Consider the following 19147-nt stretch of genomic DNA (forward strand, 5'->3'; position numbering starts at 1 on the left):
TCGTCCCGTGCTGACGCCTCCCGCCGACCTGCCCGAGGGCGTGCTACGGGGGGCGTTCGCGCTGACCGGGCTGGAGTACGCGCCGGTCGGGTGGGGCAGCCACCACTGGACGGCCACGGACGCCGAGGGGGCGCGCTGGTTCCTCACCGTGGACGAGCTCGACGCCGAACAGCCCGATGCCTCGTTCCATCGGCTGCGGCGGGCGTTGGACGCCGCGGCGGCTTTGCGTCTGCCGTTCGTGGTGGCCCCGGTGCGGCCCGTGCAGCGTCTTGGCGAGAAATATGCGGGGACGCTGTACCCGTACATATGGGGTGAAAGCTTTTCCTGGGGCAACTGGCCGGCGGCGAGTCACCGGGCCGCCGTCCTCGACATGCTGGTCGCGGTGCACGCCGCGCCGCCGGCGGTGTGCCGCAGGGCGGCGACCGACGACTTCGTGATCCCCTACCGTGACGGGCTGGAAGCGGCCCTGACCGGTGGGGACGTCGCGGACACCGGCCCGTACGCGGCGCCCGCCGCCCGGCTGATCGCGACCCACGCGGCGCCGATCCGGGCGGAGCTGGACCGGTACGACGAGCTCGTGGCGTCGGCCGACCGGTCACGGTCGGTGCTGACCCACGGCGAGCCGCACCCGGGCAACACGATGCGTGCGGCCGACGGCTGGAAGCTGATCGACTGGGAGACCGCACTGCTCGCCCCGCCCGAGCGCGACCTGTGGCTGCTCGGCGGCGACCTCACCGGGTACACCGCCGCCACCGGAACCCGCGTCGAGCCGGCGATGCTCGAGCTGTACCGGCGCCGCTGGCTGATCAACGACCTCTGTGTCGACCTGCGCCGGTTCCGTCGCCCGCACAGCGGGAACCCGGAGGACGAGGAAAGCTGGCAGCTGTTGCGGGCGAACGTGGAGAGAGGGCTGAGATGACGCGGGTCGTGGTCACCGGGGGTAACGGCAAGCTGGGCCGGGCGGTGGTCGCCCACCTGGGCGAGCACGGCTACGAGGTGGTGAACCTGGACCGCACCGGGCGGCCGCCGCAGACCCGCATCGACCTGACCGATTACGGCCAGACGGCGGAGGCGCTGACCGGCATCGACGACCGGTACGGCTCCGTCGACGCGGTCGTGCACCTCGCGGCGATCCCGGCGCCCGGCCTGCTCCCGAACGCCGCGACGTTCCACAACAACATGCTCGCCACCTTCAACGTGTTCCAGGCGGCGAAGCTCGCGGGCATCACGAACGTCGTGTGGGCCTCCAGCGAGACGGTGCTGGGGCTGCCGTTCACCACGCCGCCGCCGTACATCCCGGTGGACGAGGAGTATCCGGCGCGGCCCGAGTCGACGTACTCGCTGGTCAAGCACCTCGAGGAGCAGATGGCCGCGCAGTTCTGCCGGTGGAACCCCGAGCTGAAGATGATCGGGCTGCGGTTCTCCAACGTCATGGACCCGGAGGACTACGCGGAGTTCCCGTCGTTCGACGCCGACCCGCGCAGCCGCAGCTGGAACCTGTGGGGCTACATCGACGCCCGCGACGGCGCGCAGGCGGTCCGCAAGGCCCTGGAATTCGAGGGTACGGGCACAGAGGTGTTCATCATCGCCAACGCCGACACGGTGATGAGCCGCACCAGCGCGTCGCTGGCCGCCGAGGTGTTCCCGGGCGTACCGGTGACCAAGGAGCTCGGCGAGCACGAGACGCTGCTCTCGATCGACAAGGCGCGCCGCGTGCTGGGCTACGAGCCGGAGCACTCCTGGCGGTACTGAAACGTCGCCGCGGCGATCCGGCGCATCGTGAAGCCCAGCTTCTCGTAGGTACGGACCGCCGCGGCGTTCCAGTGGTCCACGAACAGCGCCACCCGGTCCCGCCCGGCGAGCAGCTCGTCGGTCAGGAACGCGCACAGGTCACGCCCGAGCCCCCTCCCCCGCGCGTCCGTACGGGTGGCCACCCCGGCGATGAACCCGATCTCCGTCACGGACCACGCGTCGGCGCCCACGGCCAGCAGCTCCCCGGTCCCCGCGCGGATGCCGGCCCACCTCGTCACGCCGCTGCCGCCGGGGTACGCCCACGAGCCCGGATGATGCTCGTCGAGGAACGCCGCGACCTCGGCGTCGTCGTCCAGCCAGCGCGGCTCGGAACGTGGTGGCAGGCCCGTCGGCGCGGTGGTGTCCATCCAGCCGAACCGGCCCTCCACGACCAGGCCCGGGATCGCCTCGATGAGGCCCTCGTCGCCGACCGCGTGGTAGCCGGCGACCTCGGGGCGGATGCGGTCCACGAGCGCGGCGACGTCGGCCGGGCTGCCGCGCAGCGCCAGGCGGTCGCGGCGGGACACGTCCGGGCAGGCCACCGCCGCCGCGTCGCCCAGCGCCCAGGCGCGTACGGCGGGCCGCATGTCCTGCGAGGCCCACAGCAGCAGCGGGTCGTCACCGGCGGCGATGCGGTCCAGGGAGATGCGGTCCAGGGAGATCATCACCCCCATGATGCCCCGGTTGCGCGGGCCTGGCATTCTCGCCCCGTGCGCGCCTACCTGAGGAAGATCGTCGTTGCCGGAGCGCTGGGCGTGGCGGCGGCGGTGCTGGCCATGGCCGCCGGTGACCTGTGGGTACGCGCGGCCGCCCACGGCCACGTCACCTCGGTGGACGACGCGCCGGCCGCGCCCGTGGCCCTCGTCCTCGGCGCGGAGGTGTACGCCGACGGCAGCCCCTCGCCGTTCCTCGCCGCCCGCCTAGAGCTCGCCCGTGAACTGCTCGCCGCGGGCAAGGTGAAGGCGATCCTCGTGTCCGGCGACCACCGGGAGTGGGGCTACAACGAGCCCGGCGCGATGTTCGAGTGGCTCGTCGACCACGGTGTGCCCAGCGCCCGCGTCGTGCTGGACCACGCCGGCTTCGACACGTACGACTCGTGTGCCCGGGCCAAGCGGGTCTTCGGCGTGGACAAGGCGATCGTGGTGACGCAGACGTACCACATCGACCGCGCGGTGGCCCTGTGCCGCAGGCTCGGCGTGGCGGCCTCCGGCGTGGCCGACGACAGCGTCCGCGTGTACGAGGAGCCGTGGCGCAACAGCGTGGTCCGCGAGCGCGGCGCGGTGGTCAAGGCGCTGCTCGACGTGGTGTCGGGGCGCGACCCGGTGTTCCTCGGCCCGCACGAGGCCGGCGTCGAGGTCGCGGTCAGCTCCTGAGCCCTGGTGCGGTTAGCCGCACCTTCGCCGGCGGGCTGGCCCGGCTGTGCGCACGCGCCGCGGACGCGAGGGTCGACGCATGGAATCCGTGGTGTCCCTGACCGCCGTGTCCCGGCGTTATCCGCGCGGCGTGCTCGCCCTGCGCGACGTGTCCCTCGATGTGCCGGCCGGCCAGTTCGTCGCCGTGATGGGCGCGACCGGCTCCGGCAAGAGCACGCTGCTGCACTGCGCCGCCGGCCTCGACCGCCCCACCTCCGGCCGGGTACGCCTGGCCGGCCGCGATGTCACCCGGCTGCGCGAGGCGGCGCTCACCCGGTTGCGGCGGGACCGGGTCGGCTTCGTGTTCCAGTCGTACAACCTGCTCTCCGAGCTGACCGTACGCCAGAACGTCGCGCTGCCCGCCCGCCTCGGCGGCCCACGGGCGCGTCCGGTCGACGAGGTGCTCGAGTCGGTCGGGCTGGGCGGGCTGGGGCGCCGGCCGGTGGGTGAGCTCTCCGGCGGGCAGCGGCAGCGCGTCGCGGTGGCCCGCGCGCTCGTCACCGGCCCGGCGGTGATCTTCGCGGACGAGCCCACGGGGGCGCTCGACCCGACCACCGGCGCCCAGATCCTCGGGCTGCTGCGGACGGCCGCGGACCTGGACCGGGTGAGCGTGCTCATGGTCACGCACGATCCGGTCGCCGCGGCCTGGAGCGACCGGCTGGTGCTGCTGCGCGACGGCGCGGTCGTGGCCGACGGGCCCACGCCGCAGGCCGAGGCCATCGCCGAGCGCCTGCGCGGCGTCTCCCGGGTGCCCGCGTGATCCGGCAGGCGCTGCGGCGCAACCCCTGGTCGTTCCTCGGCCCCGCGGCCACCCAGTGCCTCGCGGCCGCCCTGGTCACCGCCGGGCTCTGCCTGATGGCCTCGCTGGACGGGGCCCCGCTGGGGCGCGAGCAGCGGCAGGCCCTGACCGACAGCGGCATCGCGGACCTCGGGCTGCTGTTCCTGATGAGCTCGATCTACCTGTCGATGCTGATCGTCGGCGTCACCATGAGCTCGGCGATCCGGCACCAGGCCCGCGACATCGCGCTGGTCCGCGCGGTCGGCGCCACCCCCGGGCGGGTCCGCCGGGCCGTGGCCGCGCAGGCCGCGCTGGTCGCCGTACCGGCCACGATCGTGGGCGTACCCCTGGGCATGCTCTGCGGCCGGGCCTGGGTGAGCGGCTTCGTCAGCCACGGCCTCGTGCCCGCCGAGGTGAGCTTCCGGGTGCACGGCGGGGCCCTGCCCATCGCGCTGGCGGTCACCATGGGGACGTCCCTGCTCGGCGCGATGATCGCCGCGATCCGCCCGTCCCGGGTACGGCCCGCCGTCGCGCTCGCCGACAGCGCGGCCCCCCGGCTGCGCATCGGCGTGGCCCGCACCACGGCCGGCCTCGTCCTCGTCACCGGCGGCACCGTGCTGTCCGTGCTGATCGCGGACCTCGACGCGGGGACCGCGGACCAGGCCGGGCTGTTCGTCATGCTCGCGATGTGCACGGGCGCCGGCCTGCTCGGCCCGGCGCTGCTGCGGGTCGCCGCGCCCGCCGCCCGGCTCCTCGGCAACACCGGACGGCTCGCGGCGGACACGCTCGCTGTGCACGCCCGGGGGCTGTCGGGCGCGCTCGTGCCGCTGACCCTCGCCATCGCGTTCGCCGCGGTCAACCTCACCCGTACAGCGACGACCACGCACGTCACCGGGGTCGCCGCGCCCGCCGCCGACCGCTGGCTGGAGTTCTCCGGCACCGGCGCGTACACCGCCTTCGCCGCCATCGCCGCGCTCAACACGCTGATCACCACGATCCTGGCGCGGCGGCGGGACCTGGCCGTCACCCGGCTCGCCGGCGGGACCCGCGGGCGTACGCTCGCCGTCGTCGTCTGCGAGGCTCTCCTGGTGACCGGCACAGCGCTCGTGGTCGCCACGGTGGTGGCGGCGGTGACCCTGTTGCCGCTGCTGCACACGGCGCTGGGCACGTGGCGGCCGTGGATGCCCGGGAGCTGGCTCGCGGCGGGCCTCGCCGGCACGGCCGTCCTGGTCTTCGCGGGCACCGTGCTGCCGGCGGCCATCACCCTGCGCCGCCCGCCCATCGAGGTGGCCGGGTGATCGTGCTGCGCGCCTGGCTCAGCTCCCGCACCTGGCGGGAGCTGGCCTTCGTGCTCACCGGGGCCGTCCTCAGCCTGCCCACGTTCGCGCTCGCCGTGCTCGGGCTGGTCGCTTCGGCGCTGTCGGTCGTCATCTTCGGCCTGGCCCTGCTGATCGGCGTGCTGGCCCTGGCCCGGCTCACCCCGCGCTATTTCCGGGCGCCGGCGCGGCGCCTGCTCGGCTGGGACTGGCCGTCGCCGGCCCCGCCCACGGGCACGACCCGGATGCGGCGGGTCGTGGGGCTGCTCGGCGACTCGACGGCCTGGCGGGCGCTGGCGTACTGCTTCCTGCGGTTCCCGCTGATCTACACGGGGGCGTACGGCGCGGTCGCCGGGCTGTTCACCGGCCTGGTCGCGGTCACGTACCCGGTCTGGTGGTTCGTCGTGCCCGACGAGTTCTGGTACGGGGCCGCCACCTGGCCGGGCACCTGGTGGCGAGCGCTCCAGGGCGCTGCCGTCCTGCTCGTGCTGCCGTGGGTGCTGCGTCTCGTCGTGCTGCTCGACGGCGTCCTGGTCCGCGCGCTGCTGCGGCCGACGCCCGCGGCCCGGCGCATCGCCCAGCTCGAGGCCGGCCGCGCGGCCCTGCAGGAGGACGCGGCGGCGCTGCTCCGGCGGGTCGAACGCGACCTGCACGACGGCACCCAGGCCCGCCTGGTCTCGCTCGGGGTGGCGCTGGCCCGCATCGAGCGCCGCAGCACGGATGAGCAGGTCCGCGCGCTCGCCGGCGACGCCCGCGGCACGGTGACCGAGGCGCTCACCGAACTGCGCGACATCGTCCGGGGCCTGCACCCGCCCGCCCTGGACGACGGCCTCGAGGTGGCGCTGTCGACCCTCGCCGCGCGCAGCGCCGTCCCGGCGACGCTCGCCGTCGACCTCCCCCACCGGCCGCCGGACGCCACGGCGTCGGCGCTGTACTTCGCGGTCGCCGAGCTGCTCACCAACATCGCGCGGCACGCCTCGGCGACGCGGGCGTCGATCACCGTCCGCGAGGAGGGGCCGTGGCTCACGCTCACGGTCACCGACGACGGGCGCGGCGGCGCCGGGCGCGGGCAGGCCTCGGGCACCGGCCTGAGCGGCCTCGCGCGCCGGGCCGCCGCGCTCGACGGCAGCCTGCACGTCGAGTCACCGGCAGGCGGCCCCACCACCATCACGATGAAGCTGCCCGGGGAGGCCGGATGAGCGCGCTGCGGGTCGTCATCGCCGAGGACAACGCGCTGCTGCGCCGCGGCGTCGCGCTGCTGCTCGGCGAGCACGGCATCGAGGTGGTCGCTGCCGTGGCCGACGCCGACGAGCTGCTGCGGGCGGTGGCCGCCGAGCGGCCCGACGCGGTCGTGGTGGACGTACGCATGCCGCCCACGCACACCGACGAGGGCCTGCGGGCCGCGCTCACGATCCGGTCGGCGTACCCGGAGATCGCGGTCCTCGTCTTCTCCCAGTGGGTCGAGACCAGCTACGCGCGGAGGCTGCTGTCGGAGAACACCGGACGGGTCGGCTACCTCCTCAAGGACCGGATCGTCAGCACGGACGAGTTCGTGGGCGCCCTGCAGCGCGTCGCCGACGGCGGTACGGCCCTCGACCCCGAGGTGGTCCGGCAGCTGCTGGCCGCGCCCGCCGTCGATCCGGGCCTGTCCCGGCTGTCGGCGCGCGAACGCGAGATCCTGGGCCTGCTCGCCGAGGGCCGGTCCAACGTGGCCATCGCGGAGACGCTGCACCTCGCCGAGCGCAGCGTGGAGAAACACGTCACCGCGATCTTCACCAAGCTGGACCTGCCCCAGGCCCGTACGGACCACCGGCGCGTGCTCGCCGTGCTGCGCTATCTGCGCTCCTGAACCCCAACGGGCGACGGCGAAACATCTGACATCGATGAGCATGGACATCGGGTCTTTGGTGGACAACCATGCACAGATATGACGGATCAGCGCGAACGATCGCTGCCTGAGTCCTCGCAGTCTCGGTCCTCGCGGCGTGCGTTCCTGTCGGCCTCCGCCGCCGTCGCCGCCACCCCGGTGCTGGGGCGCGCCGCGCACGCCGCCGGGCTGCGCGGACAGCACCCCGACCACGAGCTCAGGTCGCTGCTGCGCGAGATCGATCCGCACCGCATCGGCGCCACCGTGGCGCGCCTGGCCGCGTTCGGCACCCGGCACACGCTCTCCAGCCAGGACGACCCCGAGCGCGGGATCGGCGCGGCCCGGGACTGGATCCACGAGCAGTTCCGCCGGTACGCGGCCGAGTCCGGCGGGCGGATGACCGTCGAGCTGCAGTCGTACATCCAGCCCCCGGCGTCGCGGATCCCGGAGCCGACCCGGATCACCAACGTCGTCGCCACCCTGCACGGGGAGGGCGACCCCGGCCGGGTGTACGTGGTCACCGGCCACTACGACTCGCGAGCGTCCGACGTCATGGACGCCACCAGCGACGCGCCCGGCGCCGACGACGACGCGTCCGGGGTCGCCGCGATCATGGAGGTCGCGCGGGTCATGGCCACCCGCCGCACCGAGGCCACGATCGTGTTCGCCGCGGTCGCCGGCGAGGAGCAGGGCCTGTACGGCTCCGACTACCTCGCGAGGCAGTTCAAGGACGCGGGCACCGACGTCCAGGCCATGTTCAGCAACGACATCGTCGGCACCGGCGACGCGCACGACGGGACGGCCGCGGACCCGCGTACGGTCCGGCTCTTCGTCGAGGGCGTGCCCACCTCCGAGACCCCCGCGCAGGCCACGACCCGGCAGTCGGTCGGGGGCGAGAACGACGGCCCGTCGCGGCAGCTGGGCCGCTTCGTCCGCGACGTCGCGGAGAACCCGCAGACCGGCATGAAGGTCCGCGTCGTCTGGCGCCGGGACCGCTACCTGCGCGGCAGCGACCACATCTCGTTCCTCCTGCGCGGCTACCCGGCGGCGCGCTTCACCGAGCCTCGGGAGAACTTCGCCCACGAGCACCAGGACGTCCGGGTCGAGAACGGCGTCCAGTACGGCGACCTCGTCAGGTTCTGCGACTTCTGGTACATCGCCCGCGTGGCCCGCGTCAACGCGGCGGCGCTGTGGTCGCTGGCCCAGGCCCCGGGCACCCCGAAGGGCGTGGTCATCGACACCACCCGCCTGGCCAACGACACGACGCTGCGCTGGCAGCCGTCGACGGCCGCGGACCTCGCGGAGTACGAAGTGGTGTGGCGCGAGACGACGGCCCCGGACTGGCAGCACGTGCTCCCGGTGGGCAACGTGACCACGGTGACGATCGACCTGTCGAAGGACAACGTGTTCTTCGGCGTCCGCGCCGTGGACCGCGCCGGCCACCGCAGCCCCGTGGCCGCCCCCATCCCGGGCTAGGCCGTTTCCTGGTCCGGCGACGGCGTTCAGGTCACCGGCGTAGTCCTCGCACGCCCTGAGCAGATACGCGATGTCCGGCACCGGCTGACCCCGCCGCGCCCGGCGGGGCATTTGCGCGCCCTCGCTACATTCCCCGCTGATTTGAGGCGACCGGCCCTGGGACGGTCGCCGCATCCTCGCCCGGCGGTGTCGCCGCCTTGCCCGAGGCGGGGACGACCTCGATCGGAGGTACACGATGGACGGTCCCGACCTCGTGCGGAGGCTGGCGCCGATGACGGTGCTCGGCGCGTTCCGGCGTGACCCGCTGGCACTGTTCGCGGACGTCGCGCGAGAGCCGGGCGGCATGGCGGAAACCAGTGCGTTCGGACGCCGTGTCGTGTTCATCACTCATCCGGACCATGTCGTGCACGTGCTGCGCGACAACCACCGCAACTACACCAAGGACGCGCCGGTGTACCGGGTCGCCCGCCCGTTCCTCGGATCGGGTCTGACCGTGTCGCCGGGTGGGGAGGAATGGCTGCGGCGGCGGCGTCTGGTGCAGCCCGCTTTCGGGCGGACGACCGTCGAGAACGCCGCCCGGATCACCGAGGAGTGCCTCGCCGACGTCGCCGTCCGCTGGGCCGGGCGGGACACCGTCGACGCGTCCGCGGAGATGTCGGAGCTGTCGATGCGGTTCGCCTGCCGCATCCTGTTCGGAACGGAACTGACCGGCGAGGCCGCTACCCTCGCCGCCGACCTGCGGCTGATCTGCGACCATGTGGCCGCGTTCCTGGCCCGGCCGTTCCCACCCCTGGCCGTGCCGACGCGGGCCAACCTCCGGTTCCGCGCCGCGATGCGCCGGGTTCGTGCCACGGTTGCCGAACTGGTCGCCGATCCGCGGACCGAGCTGACAGCACGACTGGCCGCCGATGCGGGGTCCTCCCCCGAGCAGGTGGCCGACGAGGTGCTCGGGTTGTTCTTCGCCGGCCACGAGACGCTCGGCCACACGCTGGCGTGGTGCTGGCACCTCCTGGCGGGCCATCCCGAGGCCACAGACCGGCTGCGCGAGGAACTGGACACCATCCTCGGCGGACGGCCGGCGGTGCTGGCGGATCTGCCCCGGCTCGTCTACACCCAGCAGGTCGTCAACGAGGCCATGCGGCTCTACCCAGTGGTCTGGATAATGATGCGGCGGGCCGTACAGGCGGACACGATCGGTGGCCATCGGATCGACGGCGGGTCGTTGATCGCCTGGAGTCCCTACGCGGGCAATCGCCATCCGGACGTCTGGCAGCGACCGGAGGCGTTCTGGCCGGAACGCTTCGCCGACGAGGACGGTCGCGGCGCCGCGTATCACCGGCATTCCGTCGTTCCCTTCGGCCTCGGCCCACGCGCCTGTCCAGGCTCGAACCTCGCGCTGACCCAGGCCTGTCTGACCGTGGCGACTCTGGCTCGTCGCGTGCGGAGCACACCGGCGCCGGACGGCGGGGTGGCTCCGGTCCCGTCCATCACGCTGCGCCCGGCCGGCCCGGTGCCCCTGCACCTGGCCGGCCGGTGAGCCGGTACCTGACCGGCGCCTTCGCACCGGTGTCCGGGGAGCAGACCGAGCACGCGCTGCCGGTCGACGGACACCTACCATCCGATCTGGACGGCCTGTTCACGCAGATCGGCCCGGCGCCGGCCGGTCGGCCACGCCGCGCCCTCGACGGGACCTACCCCTGGTTCATGCAGGACGGCCTGGTCTGCGGGATCCGGCTGCGGCACGGACGTGCGCTCTGGTTCCGCAACCGATGGGTACGCTCGCGTCGCGCGGCCCGGACGCTGGGCGAGCGGCCCGCCCCGGGACCACGCCACTTTCCGGTCGACACGGTGAACACCAACGTCGTCGCCCATCACGGGGTGATGCTGGCGCTCATCGAGTCGGGCTGCCTTCCCGTGCAGCTCTCGGAGACATTGGACACCCTCGGCTACACCGATCTCGGCGGCCAGCTGCCGCGTGGGTTCGCCGCCCACCCCAAGGTCGACCCGGTGAGCGGCGAGTTGCACGCGCTCGCCTACTCGCCGCTGCGCTCGTGGGCCGAATACCTGGTGCTGTCCGCGGAGGGCCGGGTGACCCGGAGCGATCGGATCGACCTGGGCGGCCGGCCGCTGCTGCACGACATCGCGCTCACGCCGAACTACGTGATCTTTCTCGACCTGCCGGTCCGCTTCGCCCCGCTGCGCGGCGCAACCGGCGCGTTCCCTTACCGGTGGCGCGATCGGCACCAGTCCCGGATCGGCGTGCTGCCCCGCGCCGGCGGGCCGGTCCGCTGGATCGCCATCGAGCCGTGCTTCGCCTACCACCTGGTCGGGGCGGAGGAGGACGCCGACGGCGGGCTGACCGTCCGCGCGCTGCGGTACGACCGGCTCTTCGACGATCGCGCCGCCGATCCCTTCGCCCGGCCCGCGATGCTGTGGGAGTGGCGTGCGCCGGGATCCGCCGACCACGCCACCGCGCGTCAGCTGCACGATCGGCCGCACGAACTGCCACGGTCCGATCCGCGGAGGACGGGCCGGCCGCACCGCTACTACTACGCGGTCACCCAGGACGTCGCCGAACCCGACCGGTCCGGCCTGCTGCGCTTCGATTTGCACCGGGGAGCGGCCGAGACGCTCGAACTCCCGGCCGGCGTCGTCTCCGGCGAGGTGGTCTTCGTGCCGCGTATCGCCGACGGGGCCGAGACCGACGGGTGGCTGATGCACTTCCAGACCGACCTGACGACGGGCACGTCCGCGTTGGTCGTCCGCGCTGCCGACGGCCTGACCGAGGCTCCGTGCGCCGTCGTCCGGCTCCCGGTCCGCGTGCCGGTGGGCGCGCACAGCAGCTGGATACGGTCCGACGAATGGCAGGCGATGCCGTGAACGCCTCGCATCCCTGGGACCCGCCCCGGGGCCCGGACCCGATCCTGCGGTCCCTCGCACCGGAGGATCAGCGCGCGTACCTGGTGGGCCTGGTCCGCGCGGAGACCGCGACTCTCATCGGACGTACCGAACCGGAGGCCGTTCCGGCCGGTGTGACCTTCGACGACCTGGGCCTGACCCGTGCCGAGGCGATCGAGCTGCGGGACCGGCTGGCCGCTGTCTGCGGGACCGAGCTACCGACCGATCTCGTCGGGGACCATCCCAGCCCGGACGCGGTGGCCGCACTGATCTACGGCGAGCTGTTCGGCGAGGCGCTGGACAGGGTGCTCGTGATGATCGACTCGCTGGAGCGCGCCGCCGTGCGACTCGGCGCCGACGAGCGGGCCACGGTCGTCGCGCGCCTGCGGGGCCTCCTCGCCCGGTTCGGCACTGATCCCCACAGCACCGACGACGGGTGACGAAGATGAGTACCTTCGATACGTTCCTGCGGCTGACCCGTGGCGTGTACCGCCGCCGGCTCAGCCTGGCCGCGAACGGCTATCTGCACGCCGATCCCGACGCCCGGCTGCACCTTCCCGCTTGGCGAGAGGATCCGTACGCCCTCTACGACCAGCTACGGCACCGGGGACGACTGTCCCGCAGCCGGTCCGGCGCGTGGGTGACCGTCGACCACGAGATCTGCCGGGAGGTGCTGCGCGACCGGCGTTTCGGCGCCCGGCCCGACCGCCTCACCGTGGACGAGTCCCTGAGCGACGACTTCGAGACCTCGTTCCTCGGCATGGAGCCGCCGGACCACACCCGGCTGCGCGGGGCGATCCGCTCCGACTTCGACCCCCGGGCGGTGGGCCGGTACCGCGACCTTGTCGAACGTACGGTCGATGAGCTTCTCCGCCCCGCCGAGCGCAACCGGCGCTTCGACCTGATGGCCGGCCTGGCCCGGCCGCTGCCGCTGGCCGTGATGTCCGCCGTCTTCGGCATCCCCGACGACCAACGGGCCGGCTTCCACCGCAGCGCGGCGGTGCTGGGCGGCGCGATCGACGGCGTCCGGACGATGACCCAGGCCGCCCGCCTGCGCACCGCCACACTGACCCTGGACCGGCTCTTCGACGATCTGATCGCCCGTCGGCGGCGGGATCCCGGCGACGACCTGCTCAGCCGGCTGGTCACCGACGCCGCCGGTGAGGTCGGCGCCGACGAACTGCTGCCGTTGTGCACACTGCTGCTGGTCGCCGGATTCGAGACCACGACGAACCTGATCGGCAACACGGTGCACGCCCTGCTGCGGCACCCGGAACAGTGGGCGGCCGTCGTCGCGGCCCCGGGCGACCGGGCGGCCGCCGCCGTCGAGGAGACCCTGCGGTACGACCCTCCCGTCCAGCGGGCCGGACGGGAGGCCCGGCAGGACATCGAGATCGCGGGCCGGCCGATCCGGGCCGGCGAGTTCGTCGTCGCCCTGATCGGTGGCGCGAACCGGGACCCGGCCGCCTTCCCGGATCCGGACCGTTTCGATCTGTTCCGCAGCCCCGCGACCGCGCACCTGGCCTTCGGCGGCGGTATCCACTACTGCATCGGCCATCCGCTGGCCCGGCTGGAGGCCACCATCGCCGTCCGCACGCTCGCCGAAAGGCTTCCACGGCTCCGGATCGACGGACGGACCGCTCGCCGCTCTTCCGGGATGATCCGCGGATTCACCCGCCTGCCCCTGCGAATCGCCGCGCCACCGGCATCGTCACCCTAGTTCCCGGCGCCGATCTTCTGCGGCTGCTCCGGTGTCGCCGTCGCGGCCGCCTCGCGCCGGTTCGCCGCCACGCTCGTGGCGGTGACGGTGAGCAGCACGCCCAGGATGACCACGAGCGACAGCGGCGTCGGGACCTCGGGCGCCCACGACCAGACCGTGTGCGCCCAGTGCAGCACCAGCTTCACGCCGATGAAGCCGAGGATCACGGCGAGCCCGTGGTTGAGGTGGCGCAGCTTGCTCAGCGCGTTGCGCAGCACGAAGTACAGCGCGCGCAGGCCGAGGAGGGCGAACGCGTTGGTGGCGAACACGATGTACGGGTCGTCGGTCACGCCGTACACGGCCGGTACGGAGTCCACCGCGAACACGATGTCGGTCATGAACACGGCGACCACGACCAGCGCCATCGGGGTGAGCGCCCGCCGGCCCGCCGAGCGCACGGTCAGCTTGGCGCCGTGGTACTCGCGGGTCACCGGCATCAGCCGGCTCAGCAGCTTGACGCTGCGCATGCTGCCGATGTCGACCTGCTGCGCGTGCCCGGACACCGCGTCCCGCATCACCTTGGCGGCGGTCACCAGCAGGATGGCGCCGAACAGCAGGAACGCCCAGGTGCCCGCGCTGATCACCGCGGCGCCCAGCGCGATGAACACGGCCCGCAGGACCAGCGCGCCGACGATGCCGTAGAGCAACACCCGCTGGGCGAGAGCCGACGGTACGGCGAACGCGGTGAGCAGAAGCATGAACACGAACAGGTTGTCCACGGACAGGGATTTCTCCACCACCCAGCCGGTGAAGAACTCGACCGACACGTCGCCGCCGTACAGCGGCCACATCACCAGCCCGAACACGACGGGCAGCGCCAGGTAGAAGACCGTCCAGCCGACCGCCTCGCGCATCGGCACGTCGTGCGGCCGGCGGGTCACCGCGAAGTCGACCGCCAGCAGCACCACCAGGATCGCCACCGTGACGGTCCAGAGCAGGGGCGAGCCGATCGAATCGAGCATGGAAGTCTCCTCAGACACGTGTCATCGTCTGAGGTCTCCCTCACCCGGCCGCGGTGGCCGGGCGACCGCCCGGGGCTCCTGGCCTGCAGGACCCGTACTGACCGGGACGATCTGTCGAGGTACTCCCCTCGCCACGCACCCTATGTGACCCACCTGAACGCTCCCTGGGAGCCGGTAATGTCCACTGCCCGGACGATGCACAGGAGGCTCTGGTGGCATACGGCTATCTGGCGACGATGCGCGCCACCCCCGGCAACCGCGACGAGGTCGTGCACATCCTGCTCGGCGGGGCCGACGGCCTCCGCGACGCGGGCTGCCTGCTGTACGTGGTGAGCGTCGACGACACCGACGCCGACCTGATCCACGTCACCGAGGCGTGGCAGAGCAAGCAGCACCACGACGACTCGCTGCGCCTGCCGGAGACCAAGGCGGCGATCACCAAGGCGATGCCCCTGCTCACCGGCGAGTTCACCGGCCGCGAGGTGACCGTGGTGGGCGGGCTCGGCGTGGCATGACCGCACCGATCTACGCTTCGTGCTCCTGCACTTGATCAACGAGACGGCCCGGCACGCCGGCCACGCCGGCGCGGTCCGCGAGCTGCTCGACGGTACGACGGGAGAATGACATGACGATCACCGGGAGCGCCCTGGTCACCGGGGCGTCGCGGGGCCTGGGCGCGCACATCTCCCGCCGCCTGGCCGCCGACGGCTGGCCGGTCGCGGTGAACTACCGGTCCGACGAGGCCGGCGCGGCCCGCGTGGTCGCCGACATCGAGGCGGCCGGCGGCCGGGCTGTGGCCTTCCGCGCCGACGTGACCGACGAGGACGCGGTTCCGGCCATGGTGGCGCGGGTCGAGGCGGAACTCGGGCCGGTCCAGGCGCTCGTGGCCAACGCGACCGGACCGCAGCCGCTGGTCGCCGCCGAGGAGGTGACGTGGCAGCACCACCTCGACCAGCTGCTCTTCTTCGTCAAGAGCCCGACGCTGCTCATGCAGGCGGCACTGCCGGGCATGCGCCGCCTCGGCACCGGCCGCATCGTGCACATCGGCTCCGACTCGTTCGAGCGGGCGCTGCCGGGCGCGTCGGCGTACAACGCGGCGAAGGGCGCCCAGATCGGCCTGGCCCGTACGTGGGCGCGGGAACTCGGCCGGCACGGCATCACGGTCAACGTGGTGGCGCCGGGCTGGATCCCGGTCGAGCGCCACGGGGACGTGACGGCCGAGGACAGCGCGGGCTACCTCCGCGACGTGCCACTGGGCCGGATGGGCACGCCGCAGGAGATCGCCGACGTGGTCGCGTTCGTGGCGAGCGACGCCGCCCGCTTCATCACCGGCGAGCGCATCACCGTGAACGGCGGCCACACGATCGACTAGCTCTACGGGGTTCCGATGGCCGGTCCCGGCGGATCCAGCTCATCAGGATCCTCCGGCGGGCGAGACAGGTCGGGTGACCCCGGACGTCGCGGCGTCGCGTCTCGCCTGGTGTAGTCCTCCGGCGTGAAGCTTTCGACCGCCGCGGTACCCCTCGTCACCTCATCTGTGCGTTTGGTCAGCGGCGGCAACTCGGCATCTGGAGGTTCCTGCTGTGGTCTCGGCAGCGAGGTCCGCCGACGTAGATGCAGCTTCCGCCGGGACTGCGAGAGCCGACGCTCACGGAATCGACCGAACGTTTCCGTCAAGACCGACGCGATCATCGTGCCCACGAAGGCCTTCACCGTCTCCTTGACCAGCGAGTCGCCGACCACTGCCGCCGCGATCGGGGCGGCACCGGTCGCCGCGAGGACGAGCGCCCCCACTGTGACGGCAAGCCCGAACACTGTTCCGGGATCGGCCCATGCGGCGACCGGCTCCTGGCGGTAGTCAGTCTCGAGATGATCCAACTCCTGGTCGACGTCGGAGGATTCGACGCCCGCTGCTTGAGCGGCAGCACGCAGCACGCTGACCGCAGCCAGCCCACGCATCCTGAGCAACTGTTCGCGATGCTCCGAGTCAACGGTGTACTGCAAGGCCTCGTCGTACGCGCGCAGCCGCTTGTGCTCGTGGCGTACCTGAGCGAAGGGGTCTTCGTCGGCCATGACGCAATTGTGTGTGCCGGGTTGAACGGCGCGCCAGCCCTGCGCCAAGACCAGCTTCCGCGAGCGGGGTGCCGCCTGATTCCGTACGTTGGAGGCATGCTTCTGACCGTCGTGGCCGACTACGGCATCGGGGATCTCGCGTTCGCCGAGGTGCGGCAGCGTTTCGCCAAGCTTCTGCCCGAGGCGGACGTCGCCGCCATTCCCGTGCCGCCCTTCGACACGGTCAGCGCCGGGTTCTGCGTGGCTCAGCTGGCGTTCGGCGACGGGCCGGCGGACCGGGTGATCTACGCGAACGTGGCGCCCCGGCAGGACGAGGACGAGCCCCGTGAGGACAACGCCGGCGAGCGGCTCGTGGCCGCCCGGCTGGAGTCCGGTGTGCTCGTGGTGGGGGTGGCCGCCGGTGCGAGCCTGTCGTTCCTGGCCGCCGAGGGTGTGCCGCTGCACGCGGTGAACGTGGCGGACGCCGGGTCGCAGTTCCGGTCCAGGGACGTGTTCCCCGGCGCGGTGGCCGGCCTGGTCAAGGGTGACGACGGGCTGCTCGGCGACCCGGTCACCGTGGCGCCCGTCCCGGAGCGCGCGGTGGTCTACACCGACGGGTACGGCAACCTGAAGACCAGCTGGTACGACGCCCCCGCGGAGACCGGCACGACGGTCCGGGTACGCATCGGCGGCGCCGAGGTGGAGGCGATGGTCAGCGACGGCGTCTTCACGGTCCCGGCCGGCACGGTGTCCTTCGCGCCGGGCAGCTCGGGCTGGGGCGGACGCGCCTGCTACGAGCTGTTCGCCCGGGGCGGCAACGCGGCCGAGCTCTTCGGCTTCCCGGACTCCGGCACGCCGATCGAGGTCATCGCCTGAGCCCGGGAAGGCGGATGCCCGGCTCTGTCGGCTTCGCGCCTGAAGCGGGCCGGTGGATGCCGGTACCGTCCGATCGATGTCCATCACGACGTGGTTGCGACGGCGGCCGGCCCGCCCGCTCGAGGCCGACATCGCGCTGACGGTCGCGCTGCTCGCGGTGACGCTGTACGAGGGCCACCACGCGCCACCCGGCTGGCGGCCGTTCGACGCCGAGGCGCACCTGCTGTTGCTGGCCGCGGCGCTGCCCGTGCTGACCCGGCGGTACGCCCCGGCGTGGTCGCTGGCGGCGTCCGGGGCGTGCTGGATGGCGTACGTGATCGCCGGGTACTGGCCCGTCGCGAACGTCTACGTGTACCTGTTGATCCTGTTCACCGTGGCCGCGACCCGCCCGCCCCGGTACGCGGTCGGCGGGGTGGCCCTCGGCATCGGGCTGTGGCTCGCGGGCGGGGCGCTGACCGGCGCCCAGTACCCGCTGGGTGTGTCCGTGCTGAGCGCGCTCGTACCGGTGACGGTCTGCTGGGCCGGCTTCGAGGCGGCGCAGCTGGCGGACCGCAACCGCCGGCTCGCCGACGCGACCGCCGAGCTGACCCGGACGCAGCGGGAGCGGGCGCTGCGGGCCGCCACCCACGAGCGGATGCGCATCGCCCGGGAGCTGCACGACGTGGTCGGGCACCACCTGTCGGTGATCTCGATCCAGACCGGGCTGGCCAAGTACGTGCTGCGCTCCGACGCCGAGACGGCCGGCACGGCGCTGGAGACGATCGAGTCGCTGACCGTCGAGACGCTGCACGAGATGCGGCGGATCCTGGTGCTGTTGCGCGTCGGTGCCACCGAGGCCGGCATCCCCGTCGCGGGGCAGGAGCCGTTCCACCCCGCCCCGGGCCTGGCGGATCTGCCGCTGCTGTTCGAGCGGGTACGCGCGGCCGGCGTCGAGCTGACGGTGTCCGTGACGGGCACGCCGCGGGAGCTCCCGTCCGGCCTCGAGCTGTGCGTGTACCGCGTGGTGCAGGAGAGCCTGACCAACGTCATCAAGCACGCCGCGCCGACCCGGGCCCGGATCGTCCTCGGGTACGGTCCCACGACCTTCACCGCCCGCGTGAGCGACGAGGGGCCTGCCCGCCCCGACGCCGGGACACGCCCACCGTCCGGCGCCGGTCAGGGCGTGACCGGCATGCGGGAACGCGCGTCGATCTACGGGGGCACGCTCGAGGCGGCGGCGCGGCGGCCCCGCGGGTTCGAGGTCCGGCTGACGCTGCCGACCGTACGCCGGGAGCGGGTGTCATGACGTCCGTGCTGGTGGTCGACGACCAGATGCTCATCCGGGCCGGGCTGACCGCGCTCCTGCGGGCCGCGCCCGGGTTCGACGTGGCGGGCGAGGCCGCCGACGGTCAGGAGGCCGTGGATCGGGCCAGGGAGCTGCGCCCCGACGTGGTCCTGATGGATCTGCGGCTGCCGGAGGTCAGCGGCGTCACCGCCACCGAGCGCATCCTGGCCGAGCGGCCGGAGGCGCGGGTGCTCGCGCTCACCACGTTCGACCTGGACGAATACGTGTACGCCGCCCTGCGCGCCGGGGCCAGCGGCTTCCTGCTCAAGGAGACACCGGCCGACCAGCTGCTCGCCGCGGTCCGGGTGGTCGCCGGCGGCGAGGTCCTGTACGGCCCGACGGTCGTCCGCCGGCTCGTCGAGACGTACACCCGCGCGGGGGCGGCGTGCGAGGCCAAGGAGTTGACGCTGCTGACCGCACGGGAGACCCAGGTCCTGCGGCTCGTCGGGCGCGGCCGGGACAACGCCGGGATCGCCGGGGAGCTGGTGGTGAGCGAGGCGACCGTGAAGACGCACCTGCACCGGGTGATGACCAAGCTCGGCCTGTCGAGCCGGGCGCAGGCGGTCGTGGTGGCGTACGAGACCGGTCTGGTGATACCGCGCCGGCTCGACGGACCACGACCGCCCGACTGACGAA

Annotated in this window: 20 protein-coding genes and 1 pseudogene; 18 read left to right on the plus strand and 3 right to left on the minus strand. The window is 73.2% G+C overall.

Translation table 11 applies throughout. The features are described 5' to 3' along the window. Window positions 1-7: 7 nt before the first annotated feature. Window positions 8-919 (plus strand): phosphotransferase, encoded by a 912-nt coding sequence (locus IT780_RS21715; RefSeq protein WP_199513468.1) that lies wholly within the window; start codon window positions 8-10, stop codon window positions 917-919. Continuing rightward, complete coding sequence (locus tag IT780_RS21720) at window positions 916-1752, plus strand: NAD-dependent epimerase/dehydratase family protein (RefSeq protein WP_199513469.1); 837 nt, start codon at window positions 916-918, stop codon at window positions 1750-1752. The genes IT780_RS21715 and IT780_RS21720 overlap by 4 nt, the downstream gene beginning before the upstream one ends. On the opposite strand, the gene IT780_RS21725 is transcribed toward IT780_RS21720, so the two are convergent. Continuing rightward, window positions 1722-2456: a GNAT family N-acetyltransferase gene (locus tag IT780_RS21725; RefSeq protein ID WP_233413294.1), complete on the minus strand. Its 735-nt coding sequence runs from the start codon at window positions 2454-2456 to the stop codon at window positions 1722-1724. The two genes, IT780_RS21720 and IT780_RS21725, sit on opposite strands and share 31 nt — an antisense overlap. Before the next feature lie 45 nt (window positions 2457-2501). Between IT780_RS21725 and IT780_RS21730 the strand changes: the two genes are divergently transcribed. The 10 genes from IT780_RS21730 (at window position 2502) to IT780_RS21775 (ending at window position 13258) form a co-directional block, all read left to right on the plus strand. After that, entirely contained in the window at window positions 2502-3164 is a 663-nt protein-coding gene (locus tag IT780_RS21730; RefSeq protein WP_307831304.1) for a SanA/YdcF family protein, read from the plus strand. 79 nt (window positions 3165-3243) lie between these two features. Next, complete coding sequence (locus IT780_RS21735; protein ID WP_199513470.1) at window positions 3244-3963, plus strand: ABC transporter ATP-binding protein; 720 nt, start codon at window positions 3244-3246, stop codon at window positions 3961-3963. Then, entirely contained in the window at window positions 3960-5279 is a 1320-nt protein-coding gene (locus IT780_RS21740) for an FtsX-like permease family protein (RefSeq protein ID WP_199513471.1), read from the plus strand. The genes IT780_RS21735 and IT780_RS21740 overlap by 4 nt, the downstream gene beginning before the upstream one ends. After that, window positions 5276-6496 carry a sensor histidine kinase gene (locus IT780_RS21745; RefSeq protein WP_199513472.1) on the plus strand — a complete coding sequence of 407 codons (1221 nt, stop codon included), beginning with the start codon at window positions 5276-5278 and terminating at the stop codon, window positions 6494-6496. Before IT780_RS21740 ends, IT780_RS21745 begins: the two co-directional genes overlap by 4 nt. 5 nt (window positions 6497-6501) lie before the next feature. Continuing rightward, window positions 6502-7146, plus strand: a complete 645-nt coding sequence (locus IT780_RS21750) for a response regulator transcription factor (protein ID WP_199513740.1) — start codon at window positions 6502-6504, stop codon at window positions 7144-7146. A gap of 78 nt (window positions 7147-7224) precedes the next feature. After that, a complete protein-coding gene (locus IT780_RS21755; protein WP_199513473.1) occupies window positions 7225-8640 on the plus strand; it encodes a M20/M25/M40 family metallo-hydrolase in 1416 nt (471 codons plus the stop codon). 235 nt (window positions 8641-8875) lie between these two features. Next, window positions 8876-10177 (plus strand): cytochrome P450, encoded by a 1302-nt coding sequence (locus IT780_RS21760; protein WP_199513474.1) that lies wholly within the window; start codon window positions 8876-8878, stop codon window positions 10175-10177. After that, entirely contained in the window at window positions 10174-11520 is a 1347-nt protein-coding gene (locus tag IT780_RS21765) for a carotenoid oxygenase family protein (protein ID WP_199513475.1), read from the plus strand. Before IT780_RS21760 ends, IT780_RS21765 begins: the two co-directional genes overlap by 4 nt. Continuing rightward, window positions 11502-11978: an acyl carrier protein gene (locus IT780_RS21770; protein ID WP_199513476.1), complete on the plus strand. Its 477-nt coding sequence runs from the start codon at window positions 11502-11504 to the stop codon at window positions 11976-11978. The genes IT780_RS21765 and IT780_RS21770 overlap by 19 nt, the downstream gene beginning before the upstream one ends. 5 nt (window positions 11979-11983) lie before the next feature. Then, window positions 11984-13258 carry a cytochrome P450 gene (locus IT780_RS21775; protein ID WP_199513477.1) on the plus strand — a complete coding sequence of 425 codons (1275 nt, stop codon included), beginning with the start codon at window positions 11984-11986 and terminating at the stop codon, window positions 13256-13258. Here IT780_RS21775 and IT780_RS21780 read toward each other — a convergent pair. Beyond that, window positions 13255-14259: a TerC/Alx family metal homeostasis membrane protein gene (locus IT780_RS21780; protein ID WP_199513478.1), complete on the minus strand. Its 1005-nt coding sequence runs from the start codon at window positions 14257-14259 to the stop codon at window positions 13255-13257. The genes IT780_RS21775 and IT780_RS21780 overlap by 4 nt on opposite strands. Before the next feature lie 212 nt (window positions 14260-14471). Here IT780_RS21780 and IT780_RS21785 point away from each other — a divergent pair, with 212 nt between their 5' ends. The 3 genes and pseudogenes from IT780_RS21785 to IT780_RS21795 all read left to right on the plus strand — a co-directional run bounded on the left by IT780_RS21785 (window position 14472) and on the right by IT780_RS21795 (window position 15631). Beyond that, window positions 14472-14774, plus strand: a complete 303-nt coding sequence (locus IT780_RS21785; protein ID WP_199513479.1) for a putative quinol monooxygenase — start codon at window positions 14472-14474, stop codon at window positions 14772-14774. Window positions 14775-14784: 10 nt separating this feature from the next. Then, window positions 14785-14883: pseudogene (locus tag IT780_RS21790) on the plus strand (mycothiol transferase); the annotation flags it as partial. Window position 14884: 1 nt separating this feature from the next. Continuing rightward, on the plus strand, window positions 14885-15631 hold the full coding sequence (locus IT780_RS21795) for an SDR family NAD(P)-dependent oxidoreductase (RefSeq protein ID WP_199513481.1): 747 nt from the start codon (window positions 14885-14887) through the stop codon (window positions 15629-15631). A gap of 2 nt (window positions 15632-15633) precedes the next feature. Here IT780_RS21795 and IT780_RS21800 read toward each other — a convergent pair whose 3' ends face one another. Continuing rightward, a complete protein-coding gene (locus IT780_RS21800; RefSeq protein WP_199513482.1) occupies window positions 15634-16332 on the minus strand; it encodes a hypothetical protein in 699 nt (232 codons plus the stop codon). A gap of 96 nt (window positions 16333-16428) precedes the next feature. On the opposite strand from IT780_RS21800, the gene IT780_RS21805 reads away from it, so the two are divergent. From IT780_RS21805 to IT780_RS21815, 3 genes are all read left to right on the plus strand, one after another. Continuing rightward, window positions 16429-17187, plus strand: a complete 759-nt coding sequence (locus IT780_RS21805) for an SAM hydrolase/SAM-dependent halogenase family protein (RefSeq protein ID WP_199513483.1) — start codon at window positions 16429-16431, stop codon at window positions 17185-17187. A 76-nt stretch (window positions 17188-17263) separates the two neighbouring features. Further along, a complete protein-coding gene (locus IT780_RS21810) occupies window positions 17264-18472 on the plus strand; it encodes a sensor histidine kinase (RefSeq protein ID WP_199513484.1) in 1209 nt (402 codons plus the stop codon). Beyond that, on the plus strand, window positions 18469-19143 hold the full coding sequence (locus tag IT780_RS21815; RefSeq protein WP_199513485.1) for a response regulator transcription factor: 675 nt from the start codon (window positions 18469-18471) through the stop codon (window positions 19141-19143). The genes IT780_RS21810 and IT780_RS21815 overlap by 4 nt, the downstream gene beginning before the upstream one ends. Window positions 19144-19147: the final 4 nt, after the last annotated feature.

This window comes from Nucisporomicrobium flavum, from assembly GCF_016464385.1.
GTDB lineage: Bacteria > Actinomycetota > Actinomycetes > Mycobacteriales > Micromonosporaceae > Actinoplanes > Actinoplanes flavus_A.

Coding starts and splice junctions, on each gene's coding strand:
- IT780_RS21815 (WP_199513485.1), top strand. CDS start 18,469: ATGACGTCCGTGCTGGTGGTCGACGACCAGATGCTCATCCGGGCCGGG.
- IT780_RS21725 (WP_233413294.1), bottom strand. CDS start 2,456: ATGATCTCCCTGGACCGCATCTCCCTGGACCGCATCGCCGCCGGTGAC.
- IT780_RS21720 (WP_199513469.1), top strand. CDS start 916: ATGACGCGGGTCGTGGTCACCGGGGGTAACGGCAAGCTGGGCCGGGCG.
- IT780_RS21735 (WP_199513470.1), top strand. CDS start 3,244: ATGGAATCCGTGGTGTCCCTGACCGCCGTGTCCCGGCGTTATCCGCGC.
- IT780_RS21800 (WP_199513482.1), bottom strand. CDS start 16,332: ATGGCCGACGAAGACCCCTTCGCTCAGGTACGCCACGAGCACAAGCGG.
- IT780_RS21760 (WP_199513474.1), top strand. CDS start 8,876: ATGGACGGTCCCGACCTCGTGCGGAGGCTGGCGCCGATGACGGTGCTC.
- IT780_RS21780 (WP_199513478.1), bottom strand. CDS start 14,259: ATGCTCGATTCGATCGGCTCGCCCCTGCTCTGGACCGTCACGGTGGCG.
- IT780_RS21770 (WP_199513476.1), top strand. CDS start 11,502: ATGGCAGGCGATGCCGTGAACGCCTCGCATCCCTGGGACCCGCCCCGG.
- IT780_RS21795 (WP_199513481.1), top strand. CDS start 14,885: ATGACGATCACCGGGAGCGCCCTGGTCACCGGGGCGTCGCGGGGCCTG.
- IT780_RS21805 (WP_199513483.1), top strand. CDS start 16,429: ATGCTTCTGACCGTCGTGGCCGACTACGGCATCGGGGATCTCGCGTTC.
- IT780_RS21810 (WP_199513484.1), top strand. CDS start 17,264: ATGTCCATCACGACGTGGTTGCGACGGCGGCCGGCCCGCCCGCTCGAG.
- IT780_RS21755 (WP_199513473.1), top strand. CDS start 7,225: ATGACGGATCAGCGCGAACGATCGCTGCCTGAGTCCTCGCAGTCTCGG.
- IT780_RS21775 (WP_199513477.1), top strand. CDS start 11,984: ATGAGTACCTTCGATACGTTCCTGCGGCTGACCCGTGGCGTGTACCGC.